This is a genomic window from Nocardia tenerifensis NBRC 101015 (assembly GCF_000308715.1).
Classification (GTDB): Bacteria; Actinomycetota; Actinomycetes; order Mycobacteriales; family Mycobacteriaceae; genus Nocardia; species Nocardia tenerifensis.
Genome location: NZ_BAGH01000612.1, coordinates 54,972 through 78,846, shown reverse-complemented (window position 1 = coordinate 78,846; position 23,875 = coordinate 54,972). Strand labels below are relative to the sequence as shown.

21 protein-coding genes and 1 pseudogene are annotated in these 23,875 nt (G+C 65.4%); 15 read left to right on the top strand and 7 right to left on the bottom strand.

The features are described 5' to 3' along the window. Positions 1–908 (top strand): annotated as a pseudogene (locus tag ON39_RS44095) (hypothetical protein); the annotation flags it as partial. A gap of 8 nt (positions 909–916) precedes the next feature. On the opposite strand, the gene ON39_RS44090 reads toward ON39_RS44095, so the two are convergent. From ON39_RS44090 to ON39_RS44080, 3 genes are all read right to left on the bottom strand, one after another. Then, entirely contained in the window at positions 917–1,408 is a 492-nt protein-coding gene (locus ON39_RS44090) for a MarR family winged helix-turn-helix transcriptional regulator (protein ID WP_040743179.1), read from the bottom strand. 54 nt (positions 1,409–1,462) lie between these two features. Then, on the bottom strand, positions 1,463–2,332 hold the full coding sequence (locus tag ON39_RS44085; protein ID WP_040743177.1) for a class II glutamine amidotransferase: 870 nt from the start codon (positions 2,330–2,332) through the stop codon (positions 1,463–1,465). A 242-nt stretch (positions 2,333–2,574) separates the two neighbouring features. Continuing rightward, positions 2,575–3,417 (bottom strand): alpha/beta fold hydrolase, encoded by an 843-nt coding sequence (locus ON39_RS44080; RefSeq protein WP_040743176.1) that lies wholly within the window; start codon positions 3,415–3,417, stop codon positions 2,575–2,577. Between the two features lie 98 nt (positions 3,418–3,515). Between ON39_RS44080 and ON39_RS44075 the strand changes: the two genes are divergently transcribed. Next, a complete protein-coding gene (locus tag ON39_RS44075; RefSeq protein ID WP_040743173.1) occupies positions 3,516–4,490 on the top strand; it encodes a helix-turn-helix transcriptional regulator in 975 nt (324 codons plus the stop codon). 488 nt (positions 4,491–4,978) lie between these two features. Here the strand turns inward: ON39_RS44075 and ON39_RS44070 are convergent, their stop codons facing one another. Continuing rightward, entirely contained in the window at positions 4,979–5,293 is a 315-nt protein-coding gene (locus ON39_RS44070; protein ID WP_040743171.1) for a WXG100 family type VII secretion target, read from the bottom strand. 134 nt (positions 5,294–5,427) lie between these two features. Between ON39_RS44070 and ON39_RS44065 the strand changes: the two genes are divergently transcribed. Continuing rightward, positions 5,428–7,074, top strand: a complete 1,647-nt coding sequence (locus ON39_RS44065; RefSeq protein ID WP_306307569.1) for an alpha/beta hydrolase — start codon at positions 5,428–5,430, stop codon at positions 7,072–7,074. Between the two features lies 1 nt (position 7,075). Next, complete coding sequence (locus tag ON39_RS44060; protein WP_083895090.1) at positions 7,076–7,648, top strand: LppA family lipoprotein; 573 nt, start codon at positions 7,076–7,078, stop codon at positions 7,646–7,648. Between the two features lie 100 nt (positions 7,649–7,748). Here ON39_RS44060 and ON39_RS44055 read toward each other — a convergent pair whose 3' ends face one another. Further along, entirely contained in the window at positions 7,749–7,943 is a 195-nt protein-coding gene (locus ON39_RS44055; protein ID WP_146251428.1) for a hypothetical protein, read from the bottom strand. Between the two features lie 264 nt (positions 7,944–8,207). Beyond that, positions 8,208–8,342 carry a transposase gene (locus ON39_RS51650; protein WP_373283798.1) on the bottom strand — a complete coding sequence of 45 codons (135 nt, stop codon included), beginning with the start codon at positions 8,340–8,342 and terminating at the stop codon, positions 8,208–8,210. A 354-nt stretch (positions 8,343–8,696) separates the two neighbouring features. Between ON39_RS51650 and ON39_RS46645 the strand changes: the two genes are divergently transcribed. Genes ON39_RS46645 through ON39_RS44040 form a run of 3 tightly spaced genes read left to right on the top strand, consistent with a single transcriptional unit; the run spans position 8,697 to position 10,530 of the window. After that, the gene (locus tag ON39_RS46645; RefSeq protein ID WP_146251429.1) at positions 8,697–9,119 is read left to right on the top strand and encodes a hypothetical protein; all 423 of its coding nucleotides are present in this window, start codon (positions 8,697–8,699) and stop codon (positions 9,117–9,119) included. Beyond that, positions 9,116–9,997: a hypothetical protein gene (locus tag ON39_RS44045; RefSeq protein WP_040743165.1), complete on the top strand. Its 882-nt coding sequence runs from the start codon at positions 9,116–9,118 to the stop codon at positions 9,995–9,997. The genes ON39_RS46645 and ON39_RS44045 overlap by 4 nt, the downstream gene beginning before the upstream one ends. A gap of 44 nt (positions 9,998–10,041) precedes the next feature. Beyond that, positions 10,042–10,530, top strand: a complete 489-nt coding sequence (locus tag ON39_RS44040) for a hypothetical protein (RefSeq protein WP_040743163.1) — start codon at positions 10,042–10,044, stop codon at positions 10,528–10,530. A 412-nt stretch (positions 10,531–10,942) separates the two neighbouring features. Here ON39_RS44040 and ON39_RS44035 read toward each other — a convergent pair whose 3' ends face one another. Continuing rightward, positions 10,943–11,395, bottom strand: a complete 453-nt coding sequence (locus tag ON39_RS44035) for a MarR family winged helix-turn-helix transcriptional regulator (protein ID WP_040743161.1) — start codon at positions 11,393–11,395, stop codon at positions 10,943–10,945. 151 nt (positions 11,396–11,546) lie between these two features. On the opposite strand from ON39_RS44035, the gene ON39_RS44030 reads away from it, so the two are divergent. From ON39_RS44030 to ON39_RS43995, 8 genes are all read left to right on the top strand, one after another. Beyond that, on the top strand, positions 11,547–12,116 hold the full coding sequence (locus tag ON39_RS44030) for an NADPH-dependent FMN reductase (RefSeq protein ID WP_040743159.1): 570 nt from the start codon (positions 11,547–11,549) through the stop codon (positions 12,114–12,116). Between the two features lie 33 nt (positions 12,117–12,149). Beyond that, positions 12,150–12,950, top strand: a complete 801-nt coding sequence (locus tag ON39_RS44025) for an NAD(P)-dependent oxidoreductase (RefSeq protein ID WP_169335978.1) — start codon at positions 12,150–12,152, stop codon at positions 12,948–12,950. Positions 12,951–14,520: 1,570 nt separating this feature from the next. After that, on the top strand, positions 14,521–16,311 hold the full coding sequence (locus ON39_RS44020) for a hypothetical protein (RefSeq protein ID WP_040743157.1): 1,791 nt from the start codon (positions 14,521–14,523) through the stop codon (positions 16,309–16,311). Then, on the top strand, positions 16,308–16,643 hold the full coding sequence (locus tag ON39_RS44015; protein WP_040743156.1) for a hypothetical protein: 336 nt from the start codon (positions 16,308–16,310) through the stop codon (positions 16,641–16,643). Before ON39_RS44020 ends, ON39_RS44015 begins: the two co-directional genes overlap by 4 nt. Next, positions 16,640–17,263 (top strand): hypothetical protein, encoded by a 624-nt coding sequence (locus tag ON39_RS44010; protein WP_040743154.1) that lies wholly within the window; start codon positions 16,640–16,642, stop codon positions 17,261–17,263. The genes ON39_RS44015 and ON39_RS44010 overlap by 4 nt, the downstream gene beginning before the upstream one ends. Continuing rightward, positions 17,260–18,075, top strand: a complete 816-nt coding sequence (locus ON39_RS44005) for a hypothetical protein (RefSeq protein WP_157195659.1) — start codon at positions 17,260–17,262, stop codon at positions 18,073–18,075. Before ON39_RS44010 ends, ON39_RS44005 begins: the two co-directional genes overlap by 4 nt. Beyond that, the gene (locus tag ON39_RS44000; RefSeq protein WP_040743151.1) at positions 18,065–21,073 is read left to right on the top strand and encodes a CHAT domain-containing protein; all 3,009 of its coding nucleotides are present in this window, start codon (positions 18,065–18,067) and stop codon (positions 21,071–21,073) included. Before ON39_RS44005 ends, ON39_RS44000 begins: the two co-directional genes overlap by 11 nt. Further along, positions 21,063–22,565: a Clp protease N-terminal domain-containing protein gene (locus ON39_RS43995; protein ID WP_169335977.1), complete on the top strand. Its 1,503-nt coding sequence runs from the start codon at positions 21,063–21,065 to the stop codon at positions 22,563–22,565. The genes ON39_RS44000 and ON39_RS43995 overlap by 11 nt, the downstream gene beginning before the upstream one ends. The last annotated feature ends 1,310 nt before the right edge of the window (positions 22,566–23,875 follow it).

Here is a 23,875-nt window from a genome sequence, read left to right as displayed (position 1 = left end):
CCATGTTCCCGATCGCCTACCTCCAGGTGTCCACCGCGCCACCGACCCCGCTGTCGTACAACTTCCCGGAACGGCGCTCGGAAGTGACCGCCGCGTTCCCCCGATTCGACGGTGTCACACTGCAATTGGCCGACCGCGCCCTGCTGCGGCCCAGCGACACCACCCTGGCGGGCGCCTACAGCTCGCTCGCGTTCGGCAACTACGCCAAGAATCTAGGGCTGGACTACGTCAACGCCTACACACCCATCGGCCACGCCGCCTTCAGCGCCATGCTGTGTATGGGCTGGGACGGCAGCACCTGTCCGGACGCGTTCCGGCGTGCGTTCGCGACCGAAACCTCCACGGGCCGAACGATTGTCGACCTGATGAAGGTCGACCGGGTCGTGCTGCAGCGGGCCCAGTTCCCCGACGCGCGGAGCCGGCCCGCGCCACCGGGCTGGAAATGGGTCGACTACCCCGGACACGAACGCTACATCTGGGTGCTCGAGCGCGTCGACGGTCCCCTCTCGACCCACAACGGCCTGATCGCCGACGCCAGCGGGGCGAGCGCCACCTCGACCTCGCGGGCCGACGTCACCAGCCGGGTTCGGGTGAGCTCCGACCAGGGCGGACGCGTCGTCTTCGCGCGGCTCGCCTGGCCGGGCTACCGAGCCAGCCTGAACGGCAACGACATTGCCCTCACGACGGTGGCGGACACGTTCGTCGCGGTCGACATACCGGCGGGCACGCACGACGCCGAACTGGTCCTCACCTGGCGACCGCCGGGTTGGAAGATCGGTATCGCGACAGCGCTGGCCGGGATCGCCGGGATCGTCTTGCTGCAATGGTGGCATGGTCGATCCCGCCGCCGCGACGTCTCCACCGATACGTCGACGTCCGAGCGGGAGGCCGCGCTCGTCGGCTCCTGATTCGACCGCTACAGCAGCGGCGCCTGGCCGCCGTCGACCGCGGCGAACTCGCCGCCCGCCTCGGTGAAGGCGTTGAGCGCGTCCACCAACCCTTGCCGTTGCGCCGCCGGCATCTTCTTCACCACCCCGGCGATCTCACGACGGCGTTTCGCGGTGACGTCCTCGACGACCTCGCGTCCGCGCGCCGTCAGATCGATGATCAATTCCCGGCGGGTCTGCGGATTCGGTTGGCGGGTAATCAGTTCCGCGGCCAGCAGCCGCTCCACCATGCGGGTGGCGGTCGAGGGCTGCACGTCCAGTTGCTGGGCCAGCGTGGCCAGCTTCACCGGGCCCTGGGCCGCGAGGATCACCAGGGTGCGGAACTGCGGCAGGGTGATCGTGTCGTCCACGTGGGCGATCGAGCGCGCCGATATCGCCATGAGCAGCCGCGATGCGGAGAGCAGTGCCTCGGTCACCTCGTCGACCGAGTCGCGGGTGATCGAGCGGGCTGCCGGCCCCATAGTCCTCCTCAGTCGATGTGACCAGAGGTCAGTTTAGCGATCGGCACGGTCGTGTCAGGTTCCGCTCTGCGAGGCGGCGGCGTGCGCACCGAGGTCATCGAGGCTCAGTGGTCGCCGCGGCGGGTGATCGAGGATGGTTCGCTGGGTGACCGCCTGGTCCGGGCCGACGTGCAGCAGCTGACCCACCGGCAGATTGCGCCACCCCGGGTCCTCGTCCATGCGCTCGCTGGCGACCACCACCGCGGGTCGATCGGCCAGCGCTCCCGACCGAGCGCGAATGCGTCCGGCGGCGCTGCCGTGGTCGAGATGCCGGGCGCCGGTAGGGCCGCCTGCCGCTCGACTCAGGACGAACAAGTCGTGGGTGTGCGGAAACCGCAAGGCCCACAGTTCGTTCGGTGTCGTGAGAATGAAGTTGATCGCATATACCGGCAGGTTGTCCGCGATCCAGTTCACCGCGTCGGTGATCCCGGCGGCCACATCGCCGCCACGCTGGTCGATGTTTTTCGTGATGAGCGCGAAGAATCGCTCCGAGTCGGTTTCCCCGGCGACGAGATCGCGGTAATCGCCCAATTCACGATCCAATGCGTCCAGGTCGCCGAGCACACCGTTGTGGGCGAACAACCGGCCTCGCTGCTCGAACGGGTGCGTGTTCGCGGCGGTGGTCGCGCCCGTCGAGGCGTAGCGGACATGAGCGAGGAACGTCGCGGATTCGCACTCTTTGGCCTCGCGAGCGAACTGCGCGTCCTTATAGGCCGCCATCGGCTGCTTCTGCACCAGCGGCTTGCCATCGGCTTCGAACGTGCCCAGACCGGTGCCGTCCGGATCGCGGCGGCTCTGCTCTGCCAAACTGTCGGCGGCCTCCACCAACCAAAACGTTGCGTGCACCCGTTCCGGCGCCGCGGTCAGACCGAACAAACGACACATCCGATATTCCTTCCGGGTTGTCCTCGCCGAACCGCTGTCACCATCCTCGTCCGTGCTACCACGGGTGCTGGAGACGAAACATGCCCCGCACAGCGGGCGCCCGGTCGCCCTGTCTGCACTCACGACAGCCCACCTCGCCGACGTATCCGAGTGAAAGCCGCAGCCACCGAACATCACTCAACTTGCAAGCGCCTTCGCCTCACGCTGAGGCAAGCACAACACCGCCATGATCGCCGTCGTAGTTACTGGCCGATCGCACCGTCGGGCGCGGTGGCGAAGGCGAGCAGGTCTGCGGACAGTCGCTCGGGGTGCGTCAGGTACAGACCGTGTGGGGCGTTCTCGTATACCTTCAGCTGCGCGCCCGGAATCAGCTCCGCCTGCCGCCTGCCGCCCAGCTCCAGCGATATCGAGGCGTCGTGGTCGCCGTGCACGATGAGCGTCGGCACCGCGATCTTCGGCAGTTCCGTGCGGAAGTCCGTCTCCACGACGGCGCGGTTGCATTCGATGACCGCCCGCAGCGAGGTGGTCATGATCGTGTCGAGCGCGCGGGCGCGAGCCGGCGGTGATACGTCGCAGCCGGGCAGCCCGTCGCCGACGTACGGTCCGGTGTTCGCGTCGAGCCAGCCGCCGAGGTTCCATTTCCAGCTCGCCCGCTGCCGCGCGGCGTCCTCGACCGGAATTCCGCCCGGATTGTCGGGGGTGGCCCGCATCAGCGGCATCGCGGCCGCCACCAGCGCGATGCGCGCCACCCGGTCATCGCCGTGCCGGGTCAGGTAGCGCGCGACCTCGCCGCCGCCCATGGAGTGCCCGACCAGCGTGAGTTCGCGCAGGTCCAGGTGGTCGATCAGGGCGGCGACATCGTCGGCGAGCGTGTCGTAGTCGTAGCCGTGCCCGGGATCGTCCGAGCGACCGTGGCCGCGGCGATCCAGGCCGATCGCGCGCAGACCGTGCTCGGCCAGCTGCGACATCGCCCCGCGGGCCTCGGTGCTGTCCATCGCCCAGGCGGACAGGAACAGCACCGGGCGGCCGGTGCCCCAGTCGCGGTAGAAGAGCCGGACGCCGTCGCGGGTTTCGATGAAAGGCATTGCAGTGACTCCAGTTTCGCATTCCAGCCCGGATGGGCACAACGGTAGAGCCGCTTCCCTGACATCTTCTGTCAGTGGAATCGGGCAGAATTCGCCCCATGCGCGCGAGCCGCCTGATGTCGATCCTGTTGCTCCTGCAGACGCGGGACCGGGTGACCGCGCAGGAGGTCGCCCGGCTGTTGGAGGTGTCGGTGCGCACGGTGTACCGGGACATGGAATCCCTGAGCGCCGCAGGCATTCCGGTCTACGGCGAGCCAGGCCACGAGGGTGGCTATCGCCTGCTCGGCGGCTTCCGAACCCGGCTCAACGGCCTGACCGCCGACGAGGCGGATTCGCTGTTCCTGACCGGCTTGCCCGGTGCCGCAGCGGATCTGGGCCTGGGCGCGGTGGTGGCGGCGACGCAGCTGAAGGTCATGTCGGCGCTGCCGGACGAACTGCGCGATCGGGCCGGTCGCCTGGCCGCCCGCTTCCACCTCGACTCCGAGTCCTGGTACAGCGAGCACGATTCCGCGCCGCACCTGAGCGCGGTGGCGAACGCGGTGTGGCACGAGCGGCGGTTGCACCTGCGGTACCTGCGCTGGGAACAACCACAGGTCGTCACCCGGACGCTGGATCCCCTCGGGCTGGTGCTCAAGGCCGGGCAGTGGTATCTCGTCGCGGCCGTCGACGGACGGGTGCGCACCTACCGGATCTCACGCATCATCGATCTGCGCGTCCTGGACGAAACCGCTTGCTGCCCAGCAGATTTCGAATTGACGGGCTATTGGCGGGAGTATTTGGAATCTTTCGACCGGCGGCGGCTGCGCCAAGCCGCCACGCTGCGCATGTCGCCGCTCGTATTCGACCGCATGCCAGAATATTTCGACCCGGCGGTGGTCCAGGCGGCCCGCGAGTCGGCCGGCGCGCCCGATGCTCACGGCTGGCGCGAAATCACCCTTCCCATCGAATCGGTAGACCGGGCGGTGCCGGACGTGCTGCGGCTAGGCGCGGGCGCGGAAGTGCTGGCCCCCAACGAACTTCGCGAGCGGATCGCCGAGCATGCCGGAGCGATGGGCCGTATCTATCGCGCATGATCGGCATGGCGATCAGTAAGGCGGCCTTGGCAACCGTGTCGAGTCCGCGCTACGGAGTACGTAGCTACCACTGCCGATGATGTCGTGGTGTTGCTTGTCGGCCGGACACACACCCGAGGCCGCGGGAGAGAACTCATCGAAGAACAAGCCGGAACATTTGCGACACCAGCGCCACTTGGCCTGTCCGCCCGGCCCGTCACGATTTCCCTCGTCCTCCAGTCGATAATTACCGGAGCCGAATGCTTCGTGGGCGGACTGCTGGCTGAAAACAGGAGAAGGGGCAGATGCCGCGGAAACCGAAGTTTCCCTCGAACCAGAGCCCTTGGCATCGTCGACACCAGCGCCAGGAGGTGCTACTGCCGAACCAGAACGCGCACAGATGTTCGGCGATCCTTGACCTGCGTGGTTCGTATCGATGACAGCCTCGGAATGCTGGAGTGCGGTCCGGGAGGGTGCGTAGTCTGGCCCGCTCGCGTTCGGGTGAGCGGTCAGAGGTCGAGGCTGGATTGCAGCTGGGTGGTGTTCGCGGCGCGGGACTGGTCCTGGGTTTGCAGGGTGGCCGCGGTGGTTTTGAGTGCTTCGGAGAGTTCGGCGAGTTGGCGCTGCAGGGTGGTGCGGCGGTTGTCGAGGTAGCCGGTGAATCGGCCGAACGCGGTCGCCGCGTCCTCGCGCCACCCGTCGTGGCTGTCGGCGATCGCCCGGTCGGTGTCGCGCAGGCTGGTGCCCGCGGTGTCGTAGAGCGTGTCCAACCGGCCGGCCGCCTCCCGTAGCACGGCCGGATCGACCGAGACAGAATCCCCCATCGCGCGGTACCTCCTGAAAATCTGAAGCGATCACCGTTACGATACCCACAGTCGTAGACAGTTCTGACTTCCGTGGGGGATCTTGGTCGATGTTGCTACCGGACATTCGCTGGTGGAACGAGCTCGCATTGGAGATGCTGGAGTCCTCGCTGTCGCGGCGCCTGGTCACGGTGGGCGATGTCGTGGACCAGCTGGCCGATATAGGCAAACTGCCAGGTTGGGAAGGTGAGGCGGCGGTGGCGGCGCGCCGCAGTTTCACCGTGACCACCGACCAGCTGATAGATGAGGCCGCCACTCTGGGCGCGGTCAAGGAGCTCACCACCCAGACCCGGGAAGCTGTCGCCCACCTGAAGCAAACCCTCGCCACGATCGAGCAGACCGCGGCGGCGAACGGCCTGGAAATCTGGGACGCCGGACACGTCACCATCGCCGATGCACCCAACGCGCCCGACCCCGCGAAGCTCGAATCCCTGCGCCTGGAACTGCAAGACGCGGTGCACGCGGTGATGAAACAAGCCGACGACATCAATGCCGACGCCGCCGCGGTTTTGAATCGCGCCGCTGACGGCAAGATCGACGACAAAGGCGCCACCGACGTCACCACCGCCTCTACCGCCGGCGCCACACAGGGCGGGCTCACCGCACCCGCACCGCCGGAAAACGCGACACCGCAACAGAATAAGGAATACTGGGACGCGATGGACGAACGGCAACGCCGCGAAGTCATCGCCCAGCATCCGGAATGGATCGGCAACCGCGACGGCATTCCGTCGATGGCTCGCCACGAAGCCAACGTCAATCGCATCGATGACGAACGCGCCCGGCTCACCCGCGAACGCGACGCGCTGCAAGAACAACTGAAAGACGCCCCCGATGGGTCGCGCTACCCCAACGCCCCGGACCCCTACGCCGCCGACAAACAGAAACTCGCCCAGGTTCAGGCGAAACTGAAGGACCTCGACTCCCTCGAATCCACTTTGAAAGACCATCCGCTCGACCCGGCCAACCCGGACACGGGCGCGCGGCTGCTGCTGTTGGACATGCAATCAGGGGACAAGGGAATGGCGGCGATCGCGGTGGGCGATCCGGACAACGCCGATCATGTGTCGGTGACCGTGCCGGGGGTATCTACGACCGTGCAGTCGCTGGATGGGATGACCAAGGAGGCGGTAGCCCTGCAGACGGAGGCGCAGCGTCAACTCGATGCTGCTGGCCGAGACAATGAGCGCGTGGCCTCGATCGCGTGGCTGGGCTACGAACCGCCGCCCGATCTCGGGGTCGAAGCGGCGAGTTCGGAACGAGCGAAAGACGGTGCGCCGAAGCTGGCGAACTTCTTCGACGGCATCGAGGTCGCCTCCAACAAACCCGACCCGCACATCACCGCGCTGGGGCACTCCTACGGTTCCTACACCACCGCGCTAGCGCTGCAAGATGCCGGACCCAGCCAGCCGGTGGACGACGCGGTGTTCTACGGCTCCCCCGGCATCAACGCCAATGACGAGCCGGACCTCGGACTGCCACAGGGTCACGGTTATGTGATGCGTGCACCGGATGACCCGATCTCGCTGGTCGACGGCTTCGGAGTGCTCGGACCTGACCCGGTGACCACGAAGCTGGAGCAACTCTCGGTGGCCGAAGCCACCACAAAGGACGGCGTTCATCGCGAGGATTCCAACGGCCACAGTGAATACCCGCGCCCCAGCGCGAACGGTGAACTGCGCACCGCCGCCTACAACATGGCCGTAGTCGTCGCAGGGCTGCCTGAGCGAGCGGAGCGGTGACATGACAAAGACAACGGCGATGGGAGTCCTGGCCGCGCTCGTCGCGGTGACGGTCCTGAGTGGATGTGGAGATAGATTGAAAGACACCGATCGCCCTGCTTCGCAAGAGGATATCGCTCATGCCGAGGCCGAGATGCGCAAGCTTCCGTCGGCCGAAGCGAGCGAACGAGACCTCATCGCCCTGATCAGGCAGATCGCCGAAGCCGTGAAAACCGCTGCACCGGAACTAGACTGGCGAACCAAGAATCGCCGTGGACAAAATACACTCGGCTGTCCTTCGCCATACCTTGAAACCGAGGGTGTGTCGTTCGTGACCGACAGCCTAGTTTCGTCAGTGCCGATCACCGACACCCAATGGCCCGGCGTTCTACAGATCGCCCGAGACATGGCCGCCCGAGACGGCATCACCGCGCTCACCGTCCGTGCCGACACGGCGGACCGCCATGATGTCATCTTGCACTCGCCCGATCACGGCAACGAGATCGTGCTCATCACCGCCGAGTCCGCAGTGATAAGTGGCGTGACCGGCTGCCGGTACCTCGAAGCGGATCTGCGAAAACAACCGGGAAACTGACCAGCTCACTGTGGAGCAGGCGGCGAACTCACCCATCTCATTGGGGTAGGGCGTCGACTTGGGCGGATGCTTCGTCCGTACTTTGCCCCTGCCGGACGAATTATCTGCCCGCCGACAAACTTTCGATGAATTCCCGGATGAAGCAGAGCGGGCAGATGGGGTCGAACGGCGCGGTGATCTGCGTCGAGGCGGTAGTCGACGGCGCCACCGGCAGCCCGTGAGGCGCGGCCGCGGCGAGCGCGGGCTGCAGGGCGAGCGCGACGGCAAACGCGCCCCCGACAATGACGTTCAGCATGGGACGGTACAAGACATCCTCCACGTGAATGCGACGAGCCGTGAGAGTAGCAAGGCCCGTCACTACAGTCATGCCCCCAATTCCATCGAGAGTGAGGCCGCCTCATTACTCGGCCAAAGGCCGTGACCACGGGGAAGCGATCTGGTATCGGCGAGGATCTCGGCTGCCGGCCGCGTCACGCGCAGATCCTCCTCCAGCTGTTTGATCCCCTGCAGTGCGGCCCGCAACTGTGCCGATTCGACCGTTGAGGTGCCAGGCGCCTCGCTACCGGTCAACGCGCGCTTGCTGCTTCCACCGGTACAGGCTGCCGTCGGTGACTCCCAGATCTTGGGCCACGTCGGCAACGCGCGGAACGCCTGCGGCCGTACGGCCGCAAAGGACACGAAAGGCACTGCGCACAACGCATTTCACAAGCCCCACCAGACGTGTTTCGATCCGCTTGCCTCTAGGCGACTGAAGCCGTTCGCCCGAGAGCGCTCCCCGTTCACGGCGCTACCGACGACCAGCGTCTGCCACGGCGATCGTGAACCGCGGGCACGGCAGCGGGCAGTGGGCATCCACGGGGACATATTGATCTTTGATCACTGCAAGACCGGCGTGCTTTGCACAACGACACACCGGCAACCTCGAGTTGCACTCCCTCATACACCTGTAGATCAATGCCCTCGTTCCGGCTCACTGCGCGGGAGGGCCCCAGATTTACTGTCTTCTCGGGTCTTCCATCATCGGCCGGTCTGACTATACGATGGCAGCGTGGCGCCGATGAAGAGCGCCCGGGTAATTTTCGCCGTGGGGGACCGAAAGTGGGGGATCATGGACGTTGCCGGAAGGGCATTGGGCGTCGACCTGTACAAACTGGAGCATGTAGCAAAAGCGGATTTCCCGCTTATCGCGGGTCACTATGAAAAGGCGATCGACAGTTGCCAACGCGTCTTGGACGGATTGGGCCAGGCGATGCAGCGGCCAGCGGAATTCGGTCCCGATCCGGTCCTTCCGGCCTATCTTGCTCTACACGATACTATGATCGAATTTCTAAAGCAGACAAAATCCAATCTAGATGCTACAGCCGTAGCGCTGCACAGAACGGTGCAGATTTACGCGAACGCAGACCGGACGGCAGCCGACGAGCTGGATCGCAAGGTAAATGACGATCCCGAGCTGAGGGGTAAGCGGTGACTTACGACCAGCTCATGCAACACGCCAAAGAGATTAGGGAGAAAGCTGTCGAAGTGGGTTCCCAGGAGGAGCCCAGGGAGCTGGCCGAAAAACGGTATCAACACATCGAACCATTGTTTGAGCCATTCTCCAGGCTACCGGATCCAGCAAAGTACGATCCGCTGATCTTCGCCTTGAAGGCCGCCATGGCGGAGCTGAACAACCAGTCTGTCACGCATACCGACCTCAGCAAGGACGTGGCGCTGCAAGGCACGGATCTCGCCAGGATGATCACGACCGGTGGTTACCTGGACGCCTGGACCGGCGATGCCGCAATAGTGTTCAAGGCCAACTTCATAGACCGTTTCACGACGATTTCCGGAAACCAGTTCACGGCAATGTCTGTCATGAAGGGCGTCTTGGAGGCACAGCAGGCGATGTGGCGAGCAGCGCGCGTTGACATCGATAACATTGCGCATGTCGCGAGGGATGCGCTCAACAATTCAGGTGGTTACTGTCCGGCCAATTGGAAATATGGCGCGACAGTACTTTCTGCGATCACCACCGTCATCGGGGTTGGCATTACCGCCGTGACCGGGGGTGTTGCGTCGATTGCAGCCGTTGGAGCTGCCGCGACTATGAGTAATGCCATGAACGACGCCGCTCAGCTGCCCATGAACTCGGCCAGCGCTATCATCGGAGCGATGACGCACGCGATCGAGGAACTCTTCACCCGTATCCATGACGCCCAGTTACAAAAAATTGTACCGGCGTCGCGAACATGGGTTGACGAGCTGCACAAGAATAGGGACCTAATGGTCTCCGCTCGCCCCAATTTGGCCGACATGAACGATCGCGAGCTCATCGGGCGTGGGGGCATGGGTAAGCCTAATCGGTGACAACGGTATGTGTACGCTGACGAAATAGAGCGAAAGGGGCCACTGTGGCAGATCTCGCTGAACGTTTGAATGATCTTCGGGTACATGTGCGCGCGCCTAGGGCGGAAATCGAAGCGGAGTTGCGTGGTCATACCGGTGTCACGTTTTCATTCGGCGAGAGCGTTTACGGTTTGGCCGATGAATCGAGGCTGGCGCTCGCCATGGAGGCAGTCGGTCGACTATTAAGAGTCGGGTGGGTGCGGCAGTATCGAGAAGCGCTGGACGGCACCGGTCTCTACACCGATAGCAATGATCCACAAAACTTGACGTTCTTCGCAGACCGCGCCAATATCGTATCTGTCGCCGAGTCCAGCGACGGGCGGATCACGATATCATCATCGGGTATGGACAGTTTCTCGGTCGATATAAAGCCGGGCACCGTGTACGAATTGTCCGCAGATGAATTCTGCGCGAGCGCTTCCGAAGCAGCAACGAAGCTGGCGCAAGATTTCCTCGCGAAGGTGCAGGAATTAAAAAAACAGCATTACCAGTGAAACAGCTTGATCGCTACGCCACCGCAAATCCTTCGCGTACCCGGGCGGCGGTGCGGTGGCGATGTCGCCGTCGGTGGCGCAACAGCTGAATCAGGTGACCATGAATCCGTGGTAAGCGAGTCTCGATACCGATGAGCTGTAATAGTGTCCGACCTGCGTAGCCGGATGGTGGGCGGGATTATCCGCGGTTCGTGTAATGCGCGGCCGAAATTAGTAGTTGACGCAGCCTGCTAGGAAGCGTTCATGCTGTTCGGCGCTTCGGTGACCGGTCGTAGAGGGAGGAGATCAAGGACCGTCCTCCAATAAGGCGACGGCAAACCGAACCTGCCACTCGCCTCAGCAGGCCCTCCCCATTTCACCACCACACCCTGCGGCTCATGCTGGAGCGGGTCATGCCGGGTACCGAGGACGCTCACACCGGAATGGCGTGCTGGGTGACGTAATGCTGGATCAGCGTTTCGATCGATCGGTGGAAGGAGCCCTGCTGCCGCTGGCTCAAAGTGCTTGCCAGATCGCCGATCTCGGCTCGGACCGCGTCGCGCACCAGATGCACGACGGCTCGGCCGGCGGCGGTGACGGTGACATGGACGGCGCGCCGGTTTCCTGGGACGGCGATCCGTCGTACCAGCCCGCGCCGCTCGGCTCGATCGACCAAACCGGTGACGCTGGACTTCTCCAGTTCCAGGATGCCGGCCAGCTGCTGCATGCCGATCTCGCGATCGTCGAGCACCGCGAGCATGCGCAGCTGGGTGACCGATAGCCCCTGCTGACCGGCGAGACGGCCGAGGACGGCCTGCACGATGAACGACAGCTGGATCAGGCCGTCGACCAGGTCCGGTACTGGGTCGGGCGCGTCGGTGGTCACAGTAGGCCAGGTTACCTTGATTCGGTTCGCGACACCAACTATATTGGTTCGTGACACGAACAGTATTTGTGACGAACAATTGGCTGGCATGCGCTGATCCGCACGCGGTGTCGCCGGGCTCGACACGACCGAGACAGGGAGAAGTGGTCCTATGACGGACAAGAAACGCGTCGCCGTCGTCATCGGCAGCACCCGCCCCGCCCGTATCTGCGCCGGTATAGCCGCCTGGGCACGCGACGCCCTGCGGGAGACGAGCGAGCTCGACTACGAACTGCTCGATCTTGCCGAGGTCGGACTTCCGTTCCTGGACGAACCTCGCCAGGCCGCGCTGCAGCAGTACGAGCATGAACACACCCGGGCCTGGAGCCGGCTCGTGCGGAGCTATCACGGCTTCTTTTTCGTTTTCCCGCAATACAACTGGGGCTACCCCGGGGTGTTGAAGAACGCGCTGGACTACCTCTACCGGGAATGGCACGACCGGCCCGCGAGCCTGCTGACCTACGGCACCCACGGTGGCGGCAAGGCCGCCGAACAGCTCATCGGCGTTCTGCGCGGACTACACATGCGACCGCTCGGCACACACGTAGAAGCCGTCATCACCGAGCAGGACATGGACGAGAACGGGCAACTGCGCGATCTCGACGCCACCCTCCACCCGTACCGGGAACCGCTGCGCACGATCGGAGCGGAAATGTCCCGCGTACTCGACAGCAATTCATGACCGCTGCCCTTGCGGAGAAACGGAGAAACAACCATGACAACTCGCCAAGTGGGCTTCATCGGACTCGGAAAGATGGGCGGCGCTCTCGCGGGCCGACTGCTCGACGCCGGTTACGACGTCACCGTGTGGAGCCGGACCGCCGCCAAGGCAGACGACCTGCTGGCGCGAGGCGCGACGCTCGCCGACCGCCCGGAGGACGCGATCGCCACCGGAACGGTCTTCTCGATGCTGAGCGACGAAGCGGCGGTGCGGCAGGTCTTCACCACCGATCGAATTCGCTCCGCGCCGAAGGGGTTCGTGCATGTCAACCACGCGACCATCAGTCCGGCCGCGGCTCGCGAGTTCGCCGCGGCCGGCGGGGCCTATCTCAGCGCCCCGGTGGTCGGTCGACCCGAGGCGGTGGTGGCCGGGAAGCTCGCCGTGCTGGTCTCGGGCGACGCGGATCTTCGGGCCGCGGCAGCACCGATGCTCGGCGCGCTCGGCAGGCGGGTGTGGGACTTCGGTGACGCGGTGGACGCCGCTCCGACGGTGAAGATCGCGGTCAACTACCTGATCATCCACGCATTGCAGGCCCTGTCCGAATCGATCACCTTGCTACAGCATGCCGAGTTGAACGCGGCGCGGTTCGTCGAGATGATCAACGATTCGGTCTTTCCGGGCGCGGTGTACGGCGGCTACGGCGACGCCATCGCGACGCGCACCTACACCCCGCCAGGGTTCACCACCACCCTGGGCTTGAAGGACCTCAACCTCGCGCTGGGCACCGCCGCTGAACTCGGCGTCGACCTACCGACCGGACCGGTCCTGCACGACGTGTTCGCCACCGCGGTCTAGCAGATCGGCGCGGATCTCGACTGGGCGAGCATCGCCGAAGTCACCCGGCAACGATCCCCCGGCCGGACCCACTGAACAGCACGTCCAGCTCCGGGACATGTTTCGCAAGAGCCCGTCGAATTGACTGAAGTACGCATCGCCGTCGCAGGCGAGCTGATCTCCAGAAGCGGCAGAGTCCCCGCACCGTATTTCTCCGGTGCGGGCCTCGAGTCGAAAAGCCTTGCCAGCCGCTACTTTTCGGACGCCGGCTTACAGGCAGTTGAGCGCCTTGGCCTCCCGCCACGCCGGTGCAGGATGGGCTCGGTGTAGCCGTTCAAGCGAATCAACCCGCCTGACCCGCGCGGACGCGTGGAATCCTGCGCCCTGTGACCGTTTTCAGCACTCCATCCCCGATCACGCAGTCTCACCTGGCATCAGCGAAGTCCACCACGGCGCGCTCCTCGAGCATGTAGTGCTTAGGGTTGGAATGGTCGATGGTGAAGACGCTCCGGTCTACGCGAGCTACGCGCGTCGCGGAAGCGCGTGGTCTCCCGGCCGCCAGATTGATGCTGGGGCACGAGGAGAACTCGCCCATCACGGCGCGGGAAGTAACGATTGGCGGCTTGCCTGGGCTTATTCGCCGCCCCGGAGGTCGTGGCACTGCCGACCTTCACGCTGTTGACGGGGTTGTCGTCGCGGAGGCCGTCGTCTCCAAGCAGCAGGAAAGCTCCGCGCAAAATGCTCTTCTGTCGCGATATTTTGCAGGAGGTCCCAAGCATCTGCTCGAGATGCATCCGAACGTGGAAGGGCCGGACTTGATGCATTTCCAGGACCGCCGGGCTCCAGTTGAATCTACGACATCGATTGGCACCCTTTGCTTTACAGACTGTGCCCTTGCGTGACACCGACACCGTGCAGTGCATTCGGCGTTGAGCACGATATCTTGTCTAGGCTGCGCCGGGTGGCGACGCGGTCAGGCGCAAAGAACGCGCGCCTTGACGCCTGTCTGCCGACTCGACGTAGCTGAAGTGCTTCGACCTCGAACCGCCCCCGCGCTCATCGGCGCGCCAGCGGAAATCGTTGTCGGCGCCGTCACCCGAGCCTGCACCTTCGTCCGCAGGGCTGCCGGCTGACCGGAAACGCGGCGAACGAGGGCTGTCTGTCATGCGTTGAGTCGATACCGAAGGCGCAGCGCCCTCCTTAGGCTTCGTCGTGATGACGATGGCTACGCGAGCCCGGTACGGCGTCGGGCAGTCCGCGTTCGGCTCGGAGGTTCCAGATGCGTTACCGGCGAGAGGTTTTCGCTGTAGCGGCGTGCCTGGCGTTAGCGGCCGTCGTGGCGTTGGTGGGATTCGCCGCAGTGCGGAATGGTCCCGTTCTTGTGCTCACAATCGTGCTCACAGTTGTACCCCCGATCGGTGCAGCCGTCTTCGCGGCGCTGGTCTCGTGGCGTTCATCGGATCAAGTCTCATCGGACTCACCGCCTGCGGCAAGTTCGGGCGACGAACCGACCACCGTTCCGCGCGGCGATCCCGGTGGATGGCGCGGCACGACCACGCCGACAGCCGCACCTGCCCACACCGCACGCAGCGTGAACACCCGAATCGTGCACTGCGACACCGACATCGATGTCGTCCATGAGCGGCCGCTCGCCGTGGACACCCGCTACGACCTGCTCGTAGACATAGGCCCGCACCGTAGCGGCAGCCTTCTCCAGGAAGTCGAGAGTCGCTGGCCCGACGACATGCTGCCCACCGGGGAACTGCTACTTCGCGCCGTCCTGATGATGAACGGGCATCCATCGCAGACCCGCACGCTGCGACTGCCCGCCCGAGGCGCGAGTCTGGCATGCGATTGCCCCGAGGGGCCGCACACACCGGACTGCGTGCCACACGCCGCCGCCCGATTCCCGCTGCATACCCCGGAACAGCCGGATGCAGGCTGGGGTGGGGAGTTGGTCATCTACTACGAGGTGGTCGCGGTGCATGCCCAGCGGCTGCACTTGCCAGTGGCGACCGACACACACGACGGGCTGCACGCACGGCTGCTCTATCGGCTTACCGAGTCCTTCGCCGATCTCGGCCCGCTGCGCAGCAGGCTCGCGAGTTTCTTCGTCCCGGCAGTAGGAGCACGCGCGATCGTCAACGGGCTCAGCTTCCTGGACAACCCGGTCTCGATAACACCGGCCGCGGCGAACAACGCCGTACGCTCGGCGCGTCAACTGCTCTACGAACGCCACCTGCTCGATTCGAAAGACGGCCCGCTCTGCGTGCTCGACGCCCGGCACGGCAAGACGGACAAGGACTTCTGTACCGATCTCGCGATCCTCGCCCGGCACGGCGCCGAGATCTACACCGCGCTGTTCCGGGACAACATACTGTTCGACACGCTTCCTGACCTGATCCGGCACGAGAGCCGTGCTCGAGCGCGCTCGGTCGTGCTGAGTGTTGCCGACGCGGCGCTGTCGACCGATCCCGCCACCCCGAGCGTGCCCTGGTCCCTGGTGTACGACCTCCCGATGCCGGGCGATCCGCAAGTGCCGTTCTCGGTGTGCCCGTCGGTACGACGATTCGGCCCAGGCGGCAATGGCGAGCCGATCCCCGCGCACTGCCCGGAACCGGATCATCGGGGACCCGTGTTGTGCCCGTTCGGATTCTGGGGACTTTCCTGTGTTATCGAACAGCCGCCGAGCACCAGTAGCCCGGTGGACACCGTGCTCCGACGACCGGAACCGATGTCGGTCTTCATGGCCTATGACCCGGACCTCGACTCGAACTCGACCGACCAGCACATAGTCACCCTCGTCGGCAGCCTGGGCGCACGCACTATGCAAACCCTTCGGGTGTCCGATCTGGACATCCTCGGAAAGGCGCTGGCCGAAGAGTCGATGGACATCGTCTACCTGTACTGCCATGGCGGCTACTCGTCCGCCTCGGCGCATCCGCTCGCTCGGCCCGGCACCGTGTTGCAGTTCGGCCGCAGGTATCTGCACCCCCTCGACATCGGCAATTGGCGACGAGAGCACTGGCCGATCCCGCACTGGCCCAACAGAAAACCTCTGATCATGCTGAACGGCTGTCACACCGCGGCGCTGACCTCGGAGACCCTGTCGAATTTCGTCGAGTCGTTCGTCGTGCGCGCCGAAGGCGCTGCACTCATCGGCACCGAGGTCACGCTCGAGCAGGGCATGGCGGGCTGGTTCGGCGCTCTCCTGCTCACCGAACTCACCCGCGGCGCCACAGCGGGAGTGGCGCTGCGCGGCGCGCGCTGGGCAGGCCTACAACGCGGCAATGTCATGGGCCTCGCTTACACCCTGCACGGCCTTGCCGACCTCCGGTTGCGCGCCACCACCGATTCCCTCACCAAGAAGGAAATTCATTGACACTCATCGCATTCGGGGCATTGGTGTTCGGTACGGTGGTCGGCTGCATCACCTACCGCACCCTCGTCAGGACGGCCGATAAGGCTGCGATCACAGATCTGACCGCCGTCATCGGAGCTATCGGCGGCGGCACCGCTACCACCCTTTATGACTCGGCCGGCCGCGCGTTCGCGTGGTACTCGATCGGTCTTGCGCTCGGAATGACTGCATTCTTCCTGGTCTTCCTGGCGATGAACGGGAAGACAGAGACAGCGAACGTGATGAGCGGCAACCACATAGTCGCCGCCTCCACATCGCCGCCGGTGCGGAGCGGCGGGGGGCCACGCGAATGATCACGCTCCCCCGGTTGGCCGACACGCGGCTCGGTCCGGCCTCCGTGGAATCGCGGGTCGCACTCGAGGCGACGACAATCGCGGGCGAACTCGCCCAGCCTGTCGACTGGCTGCACGTCGCGTTCGCCGCGACCACCGCGACAGCCTGGGATGAGACCGCCGCGGCGTTGCTCGGCGCCATCGACGTCCCGCCGGAATCGCTACGCGCGGAGCTGGTTACGGCGAGTCCTCAACTTCTCCCGGTCGATCCGGAGCTCAGAATGGCTTGGCTCAGTATCCGTTTCGGATACACCAGTCGAATCACCGCGGACTATCTCTGGGCGGCCTACTTCGCCGACCATCGGGTCGCGCGAGTCCTGACCGACCACGGCTTCGATCCGCTTTCGGGCGAATGCCTGGTCGCCGCGGAGGCGGCGCTCCCCGGCGCGGCGAGCACCTGCGCCGTGACCGAGGCACTCCCGCCGCATACCGGATCGCCCGCCTCGGCGGACACGAAGCAGGCGCAATGCATCTACTGGCGGCTCTGCTCAGCCCTGGACTGGCGGGGTCGGCCGCGCACGCCATGCTGGCCGATCTGTGGGTCGAGATCGAACCGCTGCGCGAACTCCTCGACGAGATGACCGAGCCGGCCGAGGCGGGTAACAGCACTTCGTGGAGTCCGGAGTTGCGCGACTACCTCGTCGTCGCGCGCAAACAGTTCGAGCGCACCGGACGACCGGTCGATACCGCGGACCTGTTTCGAGCCGCCGCCATGACGATCTCACCGCAGGACCGGTTTTCCGACGTCTTCCGTGCCGCGGCAGGCAGCAGAACCGCTCTCGCCAGCGCGTACTACAACGTCCGCCGCGGCGCCATCGCCGAGTTCGACCGAGTCCACCGGCTCACCGACCCGGGCCCGCGACCGACCGTCGGCATCGAGGTGCCTGTAATTCCGGAGGCTGTGCGCCCGATCACCCGGCACAAGGGCGGCATGGCGAGGGCCCTGGCCTTCACCTCCGATGTCACCCGCTTGTCCTACGCGCTCGGCGCGCGCGAGATGCAACTGCTTTACCTCCAGCTCTGCTGCTACGTGGTGGGATGGCTATTCGCGGGATACGAGATCTTGCACGGCGCATCGTGGTTGACGCTGTTTATTCCGGTCGCCATGGCCACCAGGCCCAGTCTCCTGGGTTGGAAACCCTGGACGTTCTTGATGCTTGGCGTCTGCTTCCAGGCCCCGGCACCGCTCAAAGCCGTCGTGGCGGTGAACGCGCTGTTGCAGCTTTGTGCGCTTGTGTTCGAGGTCCGGCTGCGCCGGGCCGATTCAGGCTATCCGGATGTTCGAACCAAGGACCTTTCCTCGGACATGACCCGAACCCTGTTCGGACGGTGGATTCGGCCGGTGCTGTTCGAATCCTTCCGGTCCGAGAACAGGAATAGAAATGACGGGTGAGCAGCGGGGCGTGTCGCAGGAACTGGCGGATACGCTCGCCCATCGCAACATCGTGCCGTTCGAAGACCACTTCTCGACCTACGAACTCTGGTACACACTCACCACCCAGCCATGGCACCTGCCCCGAGTACTGCCATCCTGGTGGTCCACGCGGCGGCTCTTCGCCGACCATCGGACAAGGACGGGAACCGGAGGCACCGCGCAGCGACTCGGCGATCATCTCGTCGATGTGCATCGGGTTCTGCTGCGCGACTCCATGCGTGATGTCGCCGCCCGCGTGTTCACGACAGCGCTTCTTTTCGGCGTGGGTTACCTGCTCGACATTCCCATGGTGCAGATCGGGCTGGTCGCGGTCGCCGGGCTCTTCCTGTCGGCCGAACGCGCTTTCCTCCGGGCGATGCTCGCAGCCAAATTGCTGCCGGCGCTCATCGTCGCCGTCGCGATGGTGATCGACTGGAAAACCTGGTGGCTGCTGGTGCCGATGCTGTATTTGCAGCACTACTGGATGTTTCTGCACAAATCGGCACTGCCGACCGGGCTGGTGACTCCCGCGCCTCACGCGGGCAGCGTAATGCCGCGGTGGCGTCGGCTGGTCCGCCCGCGCCAGTGGTCCGATGTCTCGATCGCTGTCGAATCGGCATTTTCCCGCGATCCCGCCAAGTCGCTGGAGTTCATCGAATTCGCGGGCCCGCAACATAATTCGGTGCAAGCCGCGATGTTCGCCGCGGAAGCGGTCGCCAATGTTCGGGTGGGTCGTCCAGAACGCGCGCTGCTGGCATTGCGGCAGGCCGAAACGCTGACCGGCAATACCTCGCGCACCACCGCCGTGGTCCACTTGGCGCGCGGCGAGATCTATTTGGCCACCCACCGACAGGAGGAGGCACTGCAGGCCTTCACTGCGGCGCTGCGCCATGCACGCGGCCGCGCGGCCGATGCGGTAGCCACCCACGCCCGGCACCAGATCGTCGCCGTGCGGACCGCGCGCGGTGATTTCGACGCCGCGATGGACGAACTGATGGCCATTCGGGCACGCGCGATCCGGCGAGCCGATACCGCCGAACTGAACTGGACCGAACTCATTCTGCTGGGAATGATGCTGGAGCACGGCAATCTCGACGGATTCCGGCGCAGCCTGCTCTACCCGCTGGATGCCGACAACGGCCGCCTGTCGCTCAGCTGGACATCCGATGACCATGTCTCCGGTCACCTGTTCCGCGCCCACGCAGAACTGGAGCGGCCGGACGGCGACCCTGCGGAGGCCGAATATCAAGTCCAGCAGGCGCTGATCCGGCTGGCCGATCACCCGAACACCGCTCTGACGGTCTCCGCGTACTACGAATGGGCAAGAGCGGGACACCGTATGGGCACACCGCTGGACGAGGTGCTCGCCCGGGTTCTCACGGCGATACGGGAATCGGAGCGGCTGCGCTTTCGGCTCCCCGCCAGCCGCTGGCGAAACGACTGGGCCGGGAGTATCGAATTGGTTTACGCGTTGGCGCTCGACACCGCCGCCCGCGCCGGTGACGTGGTGGCGGTGGCGGAGGTACTCGAACTGATCCGCTCGCAGCCGGTTCCGGAACACCGCCGCGAGGACGACTCGGACAACCGCTCGTCCCTGCTTACCATCGCGCTCGGTTCGTCCGGCGCAGGTGGCGAAACCGACCCGGCCGACGGGTCCGGTATCGGCGCGGCCGCACTCGGCGCCGACCTCATCGAGCCACCTGCCCGGCTGCGGATCGACGGTTCCTCCTGGATCGGCCCTGCGGAGTTCGCTGCCATCGATATCGAGACCTGTCTGGAGACGTTCTCCCCAGCTCCAACGTGGTATTTAGCGGGCGCTATCGTCGCAGGTGAGCTGTGGACATCGCTACGTGATCCATCCGGAACCTGGAGTTTCCAGCGCACTCCACTGCATGGCGCCACCGAACATGCACTGAAGCAGTTGCTCGACGCGGTTCCCGATATCCGGACCCTCGCCACGCCCCGGGACTATGACGCGATCGGCCGAATCGAGGTGCTGGAACCGGTCTCACGGCTGTTGCTGCCACCCCCACTCCGGCTGGGACTGCTCGAAGCCTCCGGGCACCTCACGCTCGTGATCGGCTTCACCGGACTGCTGACAGCGGTCCCCTTCGCCGCGCTTCCGGTCCAAGATCAAACCACCGATCCGCGCTCCATGGACCCTCTCCGGGTGATCGAACGAGCCGACTTGATCACCCCGCCGCCGTGGCCGGTGGTGGCGCAATCAGCCTGCCTGACCACAGATTCCGCACCCCGCGTCGCGCAGGTACCGGTCCTGCTCGCGGTCGTCGCACCGGATCCGCGACCGACCGGCCGGATCAAGCACGCCCGACCGCCCCACGCCGCCGAGCAAGTCTTGGCGGACGACGTGGGCAGCGCGGCACTCGGCCGGGCTCTGCGTGAAATCGGCTGCGGTGCACCGGGAGTCGCCTATTTTGTCTGCCACGGCGACCCGGGCGCCACGGGCAGGCCTGCGACGGCAGGCATTCAACTCGCTGATGGTCCGCTCGCCGCGGGTGATCTGTTGAGTTCGCGAGAAATCGGATTCCGGTACCCCATGCCCGATCGGCTGGTCGTCTCGGCATGCGAGAGTCTCGGCGCGGACATCGGGACACTGCGCTCGGGCGCCAGTCCGGACGGGCGCCTCGGATTGCGCACCAACCCCGAGTGGATCGGGTTCCCGATCGGTTGCTCGATGGCGGGCGCGCGGCACATCGTCGCCACCCGGTACTGCGTCCCCGACTCCGCTGAGACCACCGACTTCGACCACGAACTGGTCGAGGCGATGGCCGCGAGTGGTAGTCCGTGGACCGTCGTCGGCGACCGGCAGCGCGCGGCATTGCACGCCACGCGGTGCGGGCAACCGGTGCGCCCGCTCATTTGGCAGAGCTACTGCTATTACGGATTCGGCGTCGGAACGCTCACCCGCGAGGGTGTTCCGTGCGCAGCGGAAAGGCAGGCCGACCTTGTTCGATGATTTCGACCCCTGGGCACGGCGCGCCATCGTCCTCGCCCAGCAGTACGCCGGCGAACTCGGCCATGACGCCATCGAAGGCGAGCACCTCATGCTGGCCCTGCTCGACCCTCGCGCTGAGGCGTTCGGCGTCACCACCTTTCTCGCCGCGAGCGGAGTAGATCCGACCGAGTTGCGCGGCGCGCTCCTCGGTTCGCGCGGGCCTGGCTCAATCCCTGCCCAAGACGACGGCGCCCAGATCCCGATGGCGGGCCGGTTGAAGCGGATCCTCCGGCTCGCGCACGGGGATTTCCAGGACGCCGGAGCCCCCGCGCTCGGGGCCGAGCACCTGTTGCTCGGGCTGCTGCGGGACGGCCGGTCCGTTGCGGCGGATGCGCTGCTGCAGCGCGGAGTCGTGCCGGAAAGCGCTCGCACTCAGTTGAATCGCCGGGCGGCAATCGACATCGTTCGGACGAGAGGTGCGATCGCGGCGCCCGTGGCACCCGGACAGTCGCCGGAGACGTTCCTCGTAGCGATGCGGGATCGCCGCACCCGGCGGGCCGACGTGCCCCGGGTACGCGACCCGAGACAGCCGTGGGCACGGATCGTCCAGGAGGCCATCCCAACATTGCGGCAACGGGCCTCAGCCGATCCGAGCCGAGGCCTTCCAGCACTAGCCCGCGCCCTGTGCACCGCGAGTGACCTGATGTCTCGAACAGGACGAGCCATCGACGCTCTCGAAATGGCGGCTGAAGCCACCGCGATCCACGAACGTCTCGCGAAGGCGGACTCCGATCGATTCACCAGCGTCTGGATCGAATCCAGACGCGTCTTGGCCGCCCGAAACCACCGCTGCGGACGCCACGACGACGCCGTCGAGATCGCGGGCCAGCTCGTCCGACACTATCGCCGCCACGCGGACGGCAGCACACCGCCACTGACCGAAATGTTTTGTGACACTGCCATTTATCTGCGCGACTCGGGTGCGACGGCGACTGCCTACGACACCGCCTCGGCGGCTGTCCGCGCACTCCAGGACAGCACCGGGCCCACACTCCGTGCCCGCGCCCTGTGCACCTTGGCCGAGTGCGCCAACATCACCGGCCGCGGCGTGGAGGCGCTCACCACCGCCCGGACGGCGTACCACATCACTCGTGAGTTCGGTGCGGGCTCGACTCCTGAGTTGCGGGGACTGCACGCCCGGTGCGCGGGAACATTCGGCCGCTGTATGCCTCCAGGGCGCGCGGCCGAGCAGGCAGCGGCCCTGGTGTCCGAGTCGGTGGCGGAGTTCCGCCTGCTGGAGTCGGCGACCCCGGGGAGGTGGCTGCCGGAACTCGCGAATGCCGTGCACGGACTAGCCATTGTCCACGCTCGCAACGGACTCGACGCCGACATCGTCAGGGTGGCAGCCGAAGAGGCAGTGCGGCTCTGGGGTCAGCTTGCCGAGGTCGATCCCGACGGCGCGAAACAGAAACTCACCGCCGCCGCCTTGACCTTGGCGGGAATCCACCAATGACCGTGTTCAGCCCGGCAGCGCGTCTGGTCGTCAGGATCGCAGTCATCGTTACCGGCTTTCTCAGCCTCTCCGCGTCGGCCGCGGCCGCGGCGGAACCGCTTCTCGATCTACGCGCACTGACCGTCGACAGCACCGAGGTGTCGACCGACGAGTTCCGGTTCCAGCCTTCGTCGGAACGCCGCTTCGACGCCGCCGCTGCGCTGCCATCGGACGACCCTCTGTCGCTCTACGTCCAGGACAACACCCGGCAAGGCTGGGATCGCTACTTCACCGCGGGCACCACCGAACTGCACATCCGGATGATCGAATTCACCAGCAACCGTTGGGCAGAGACACTCCGTGGCTCAGGCGAACCGACACCGGGCTACTCACCCGGTACCCGGGTGCGCATGCGCGACGAGAACGGAAGACACACCCTCTTCGCGAACGCGGTACGAGGCCGAGTCGAGGTCATCGTCTTCCTGACCACCACCCTGCCCTCCGCCGCCGGCGAGCCGGAACACCCGGATTCCATACTGCAGCGGGCAATCTCGGCGCAGCTGGGCAAGCTACCGGATTCCGCAGATCTCTCGGACAACAGGTCGGCGGTCGGTACGTGGTTGACGAGCGCCGTCACCTACGCAATCAGCATGCCACTGCTGGCATTGCTCCTGCTCGGGTACGTCAACCTCCGCGATACCGCACTCCTGGAACGGATTTCGAACAGGAGAGTCTTTGCCGAGCCAGTGCCATCGGTACCGATCCGAGACATATCCGAAGAAGCCGCCCGACTGCGCCGACACGCACGGATACGCTGCGCGGCACTTGCCGGGGTCACCGCCGTGCTCGGAACCCTGGCGATCATCGGGCAACTCGCACTGTTCCGTTCGATCGTGCTCCTCTACGTCACGACTCCCGTGATCGTGACGGTGGTGCTGCTGGCTGACATCGCACTGCGGGGTTACCGTGCCCGCCGGCGGCCGAGCAAGGGCGCGTTCCTGATGGCGATGGCGGGAACGGCCGGTGCGATGGTTGTCGTTGCGGTGTGCACCGTCCTGCTCGCTGTCTCGCTGTGGTTGCTCGTCCTCGGACGGCCCTTGTACCTCATCGCCGCACCGGTTTTGCTGTTCCTTCTACAACGCGCAATTCGGTATATCGATCGCCCGTTGCGCTGGACGAAAGCAGTGGCGGTGCTGCAGGCGGCCGTCCGGATGGAGGCCGACGACCGACCGCCGGTACTGCTATTCCGGTCATCCCTCGACGCAGCGCGGCAAATACGCACCCACCGCTGCGCCATCGCCGATCCCGCCGAAGCCGCAGCTACACTCCCG

Excerpts from the sequence above, each read along its gene's own strand:
- ON39_RS44080 (WP_040743176.1), bottom strand. The coding sequence starts at position 3,417 with ATGCCTTTCATCGAAACCCGCGACGGCGTCCGGCTCTTCTACCGCGAC.
- ON39_RS44090 (WP_040743179.1), bottom strand. The coding sequence starts at position 1,408 with ATGGGGCCGGCAGCCCGCTCGATCACCCGCGACTCGGTCGACGAGGTG.
- ON39_RS44075 (WP_040743173.1), top strand. The coding sequence starts at position 3,516 with ATGCGCGCGAGCCGCCTGATGTCGATCCTGTTGCTCCTGCAGACGCGG.
- ON39_RS44085 (WP_040743177.1), bottom strand. The coding sequence starts at position 2,332 with ATGTGTCGTTTGTTCGGTCTGACCGCGGCGCCGGAACGGGTGCACGCA.
- ON39_RS44010 (WP_040743154.1), top strand. The coding sequence starts at position 16,640 with ATGATCACGCTCCCCCGGTTGGCCGACACGCGGCTCGGTCCGGCCTCC.
- ON39_RS44065 (WP_306307569.1), top strand. The coding sequence starts at position 5,428 with ATGCTGGAGTCCTCGCTGTCGCGGCGCCTGGTCACGGTGGGCGATGTC.
- ON39_RS44055 (WP_146251428.1), bottom strand. The coding sequence starts at position 7,943 with ATGCTGAACGTCATTGTCGGGGGCGCGTTTGCCGTCGCGCTCGCCCTG.
- ON39_RS44030 (WP_040743159.1), top strand. The coding sequence starts at position 11,547 with ATGACGGACAAGAAACGCGTCGCCGTCGTCATCGGCAGCACCCGCCCC.
- ON39_RS44025 (WP_169335978.1), top strand. The coding sequence starts at position 12,150 with ATGACAACTCGCCAAGTGGGCTTCATCGGACTCGGAAAGATGGGCGGC.
- ON39_RS44070 (WP_040743171.1), bottom strand. The coding sequence starts at position 5,293 with ATGGGGGATTCTGTCTCGGTCGATCCGGCCGTGCTACGGGAGGCGGCC.
- ON39_RS44000 (WP_040743151.1), top strand. The coding sequence starts at position 18,065 with ATGACGGGTGAGCAGCGGGGCGTGTCGCAGGAACTGGCGGATACGCTC.
- ON39_RS44060 (WP_083895090.1), top strand. The coding sequence starts at position 7,076 with ATGACAAAGACAACGGCGATGGGAGTCCTGGCCGCGCTCGTCGCGGTG.
- ON39_RS44005 (WP_157195659.1), top strand. The coding sequence starts at position 17,260 with ATGACCGAGCCGGCCGAGGCGGGTAACAGCACTTCGTGGAGTCCGGAG.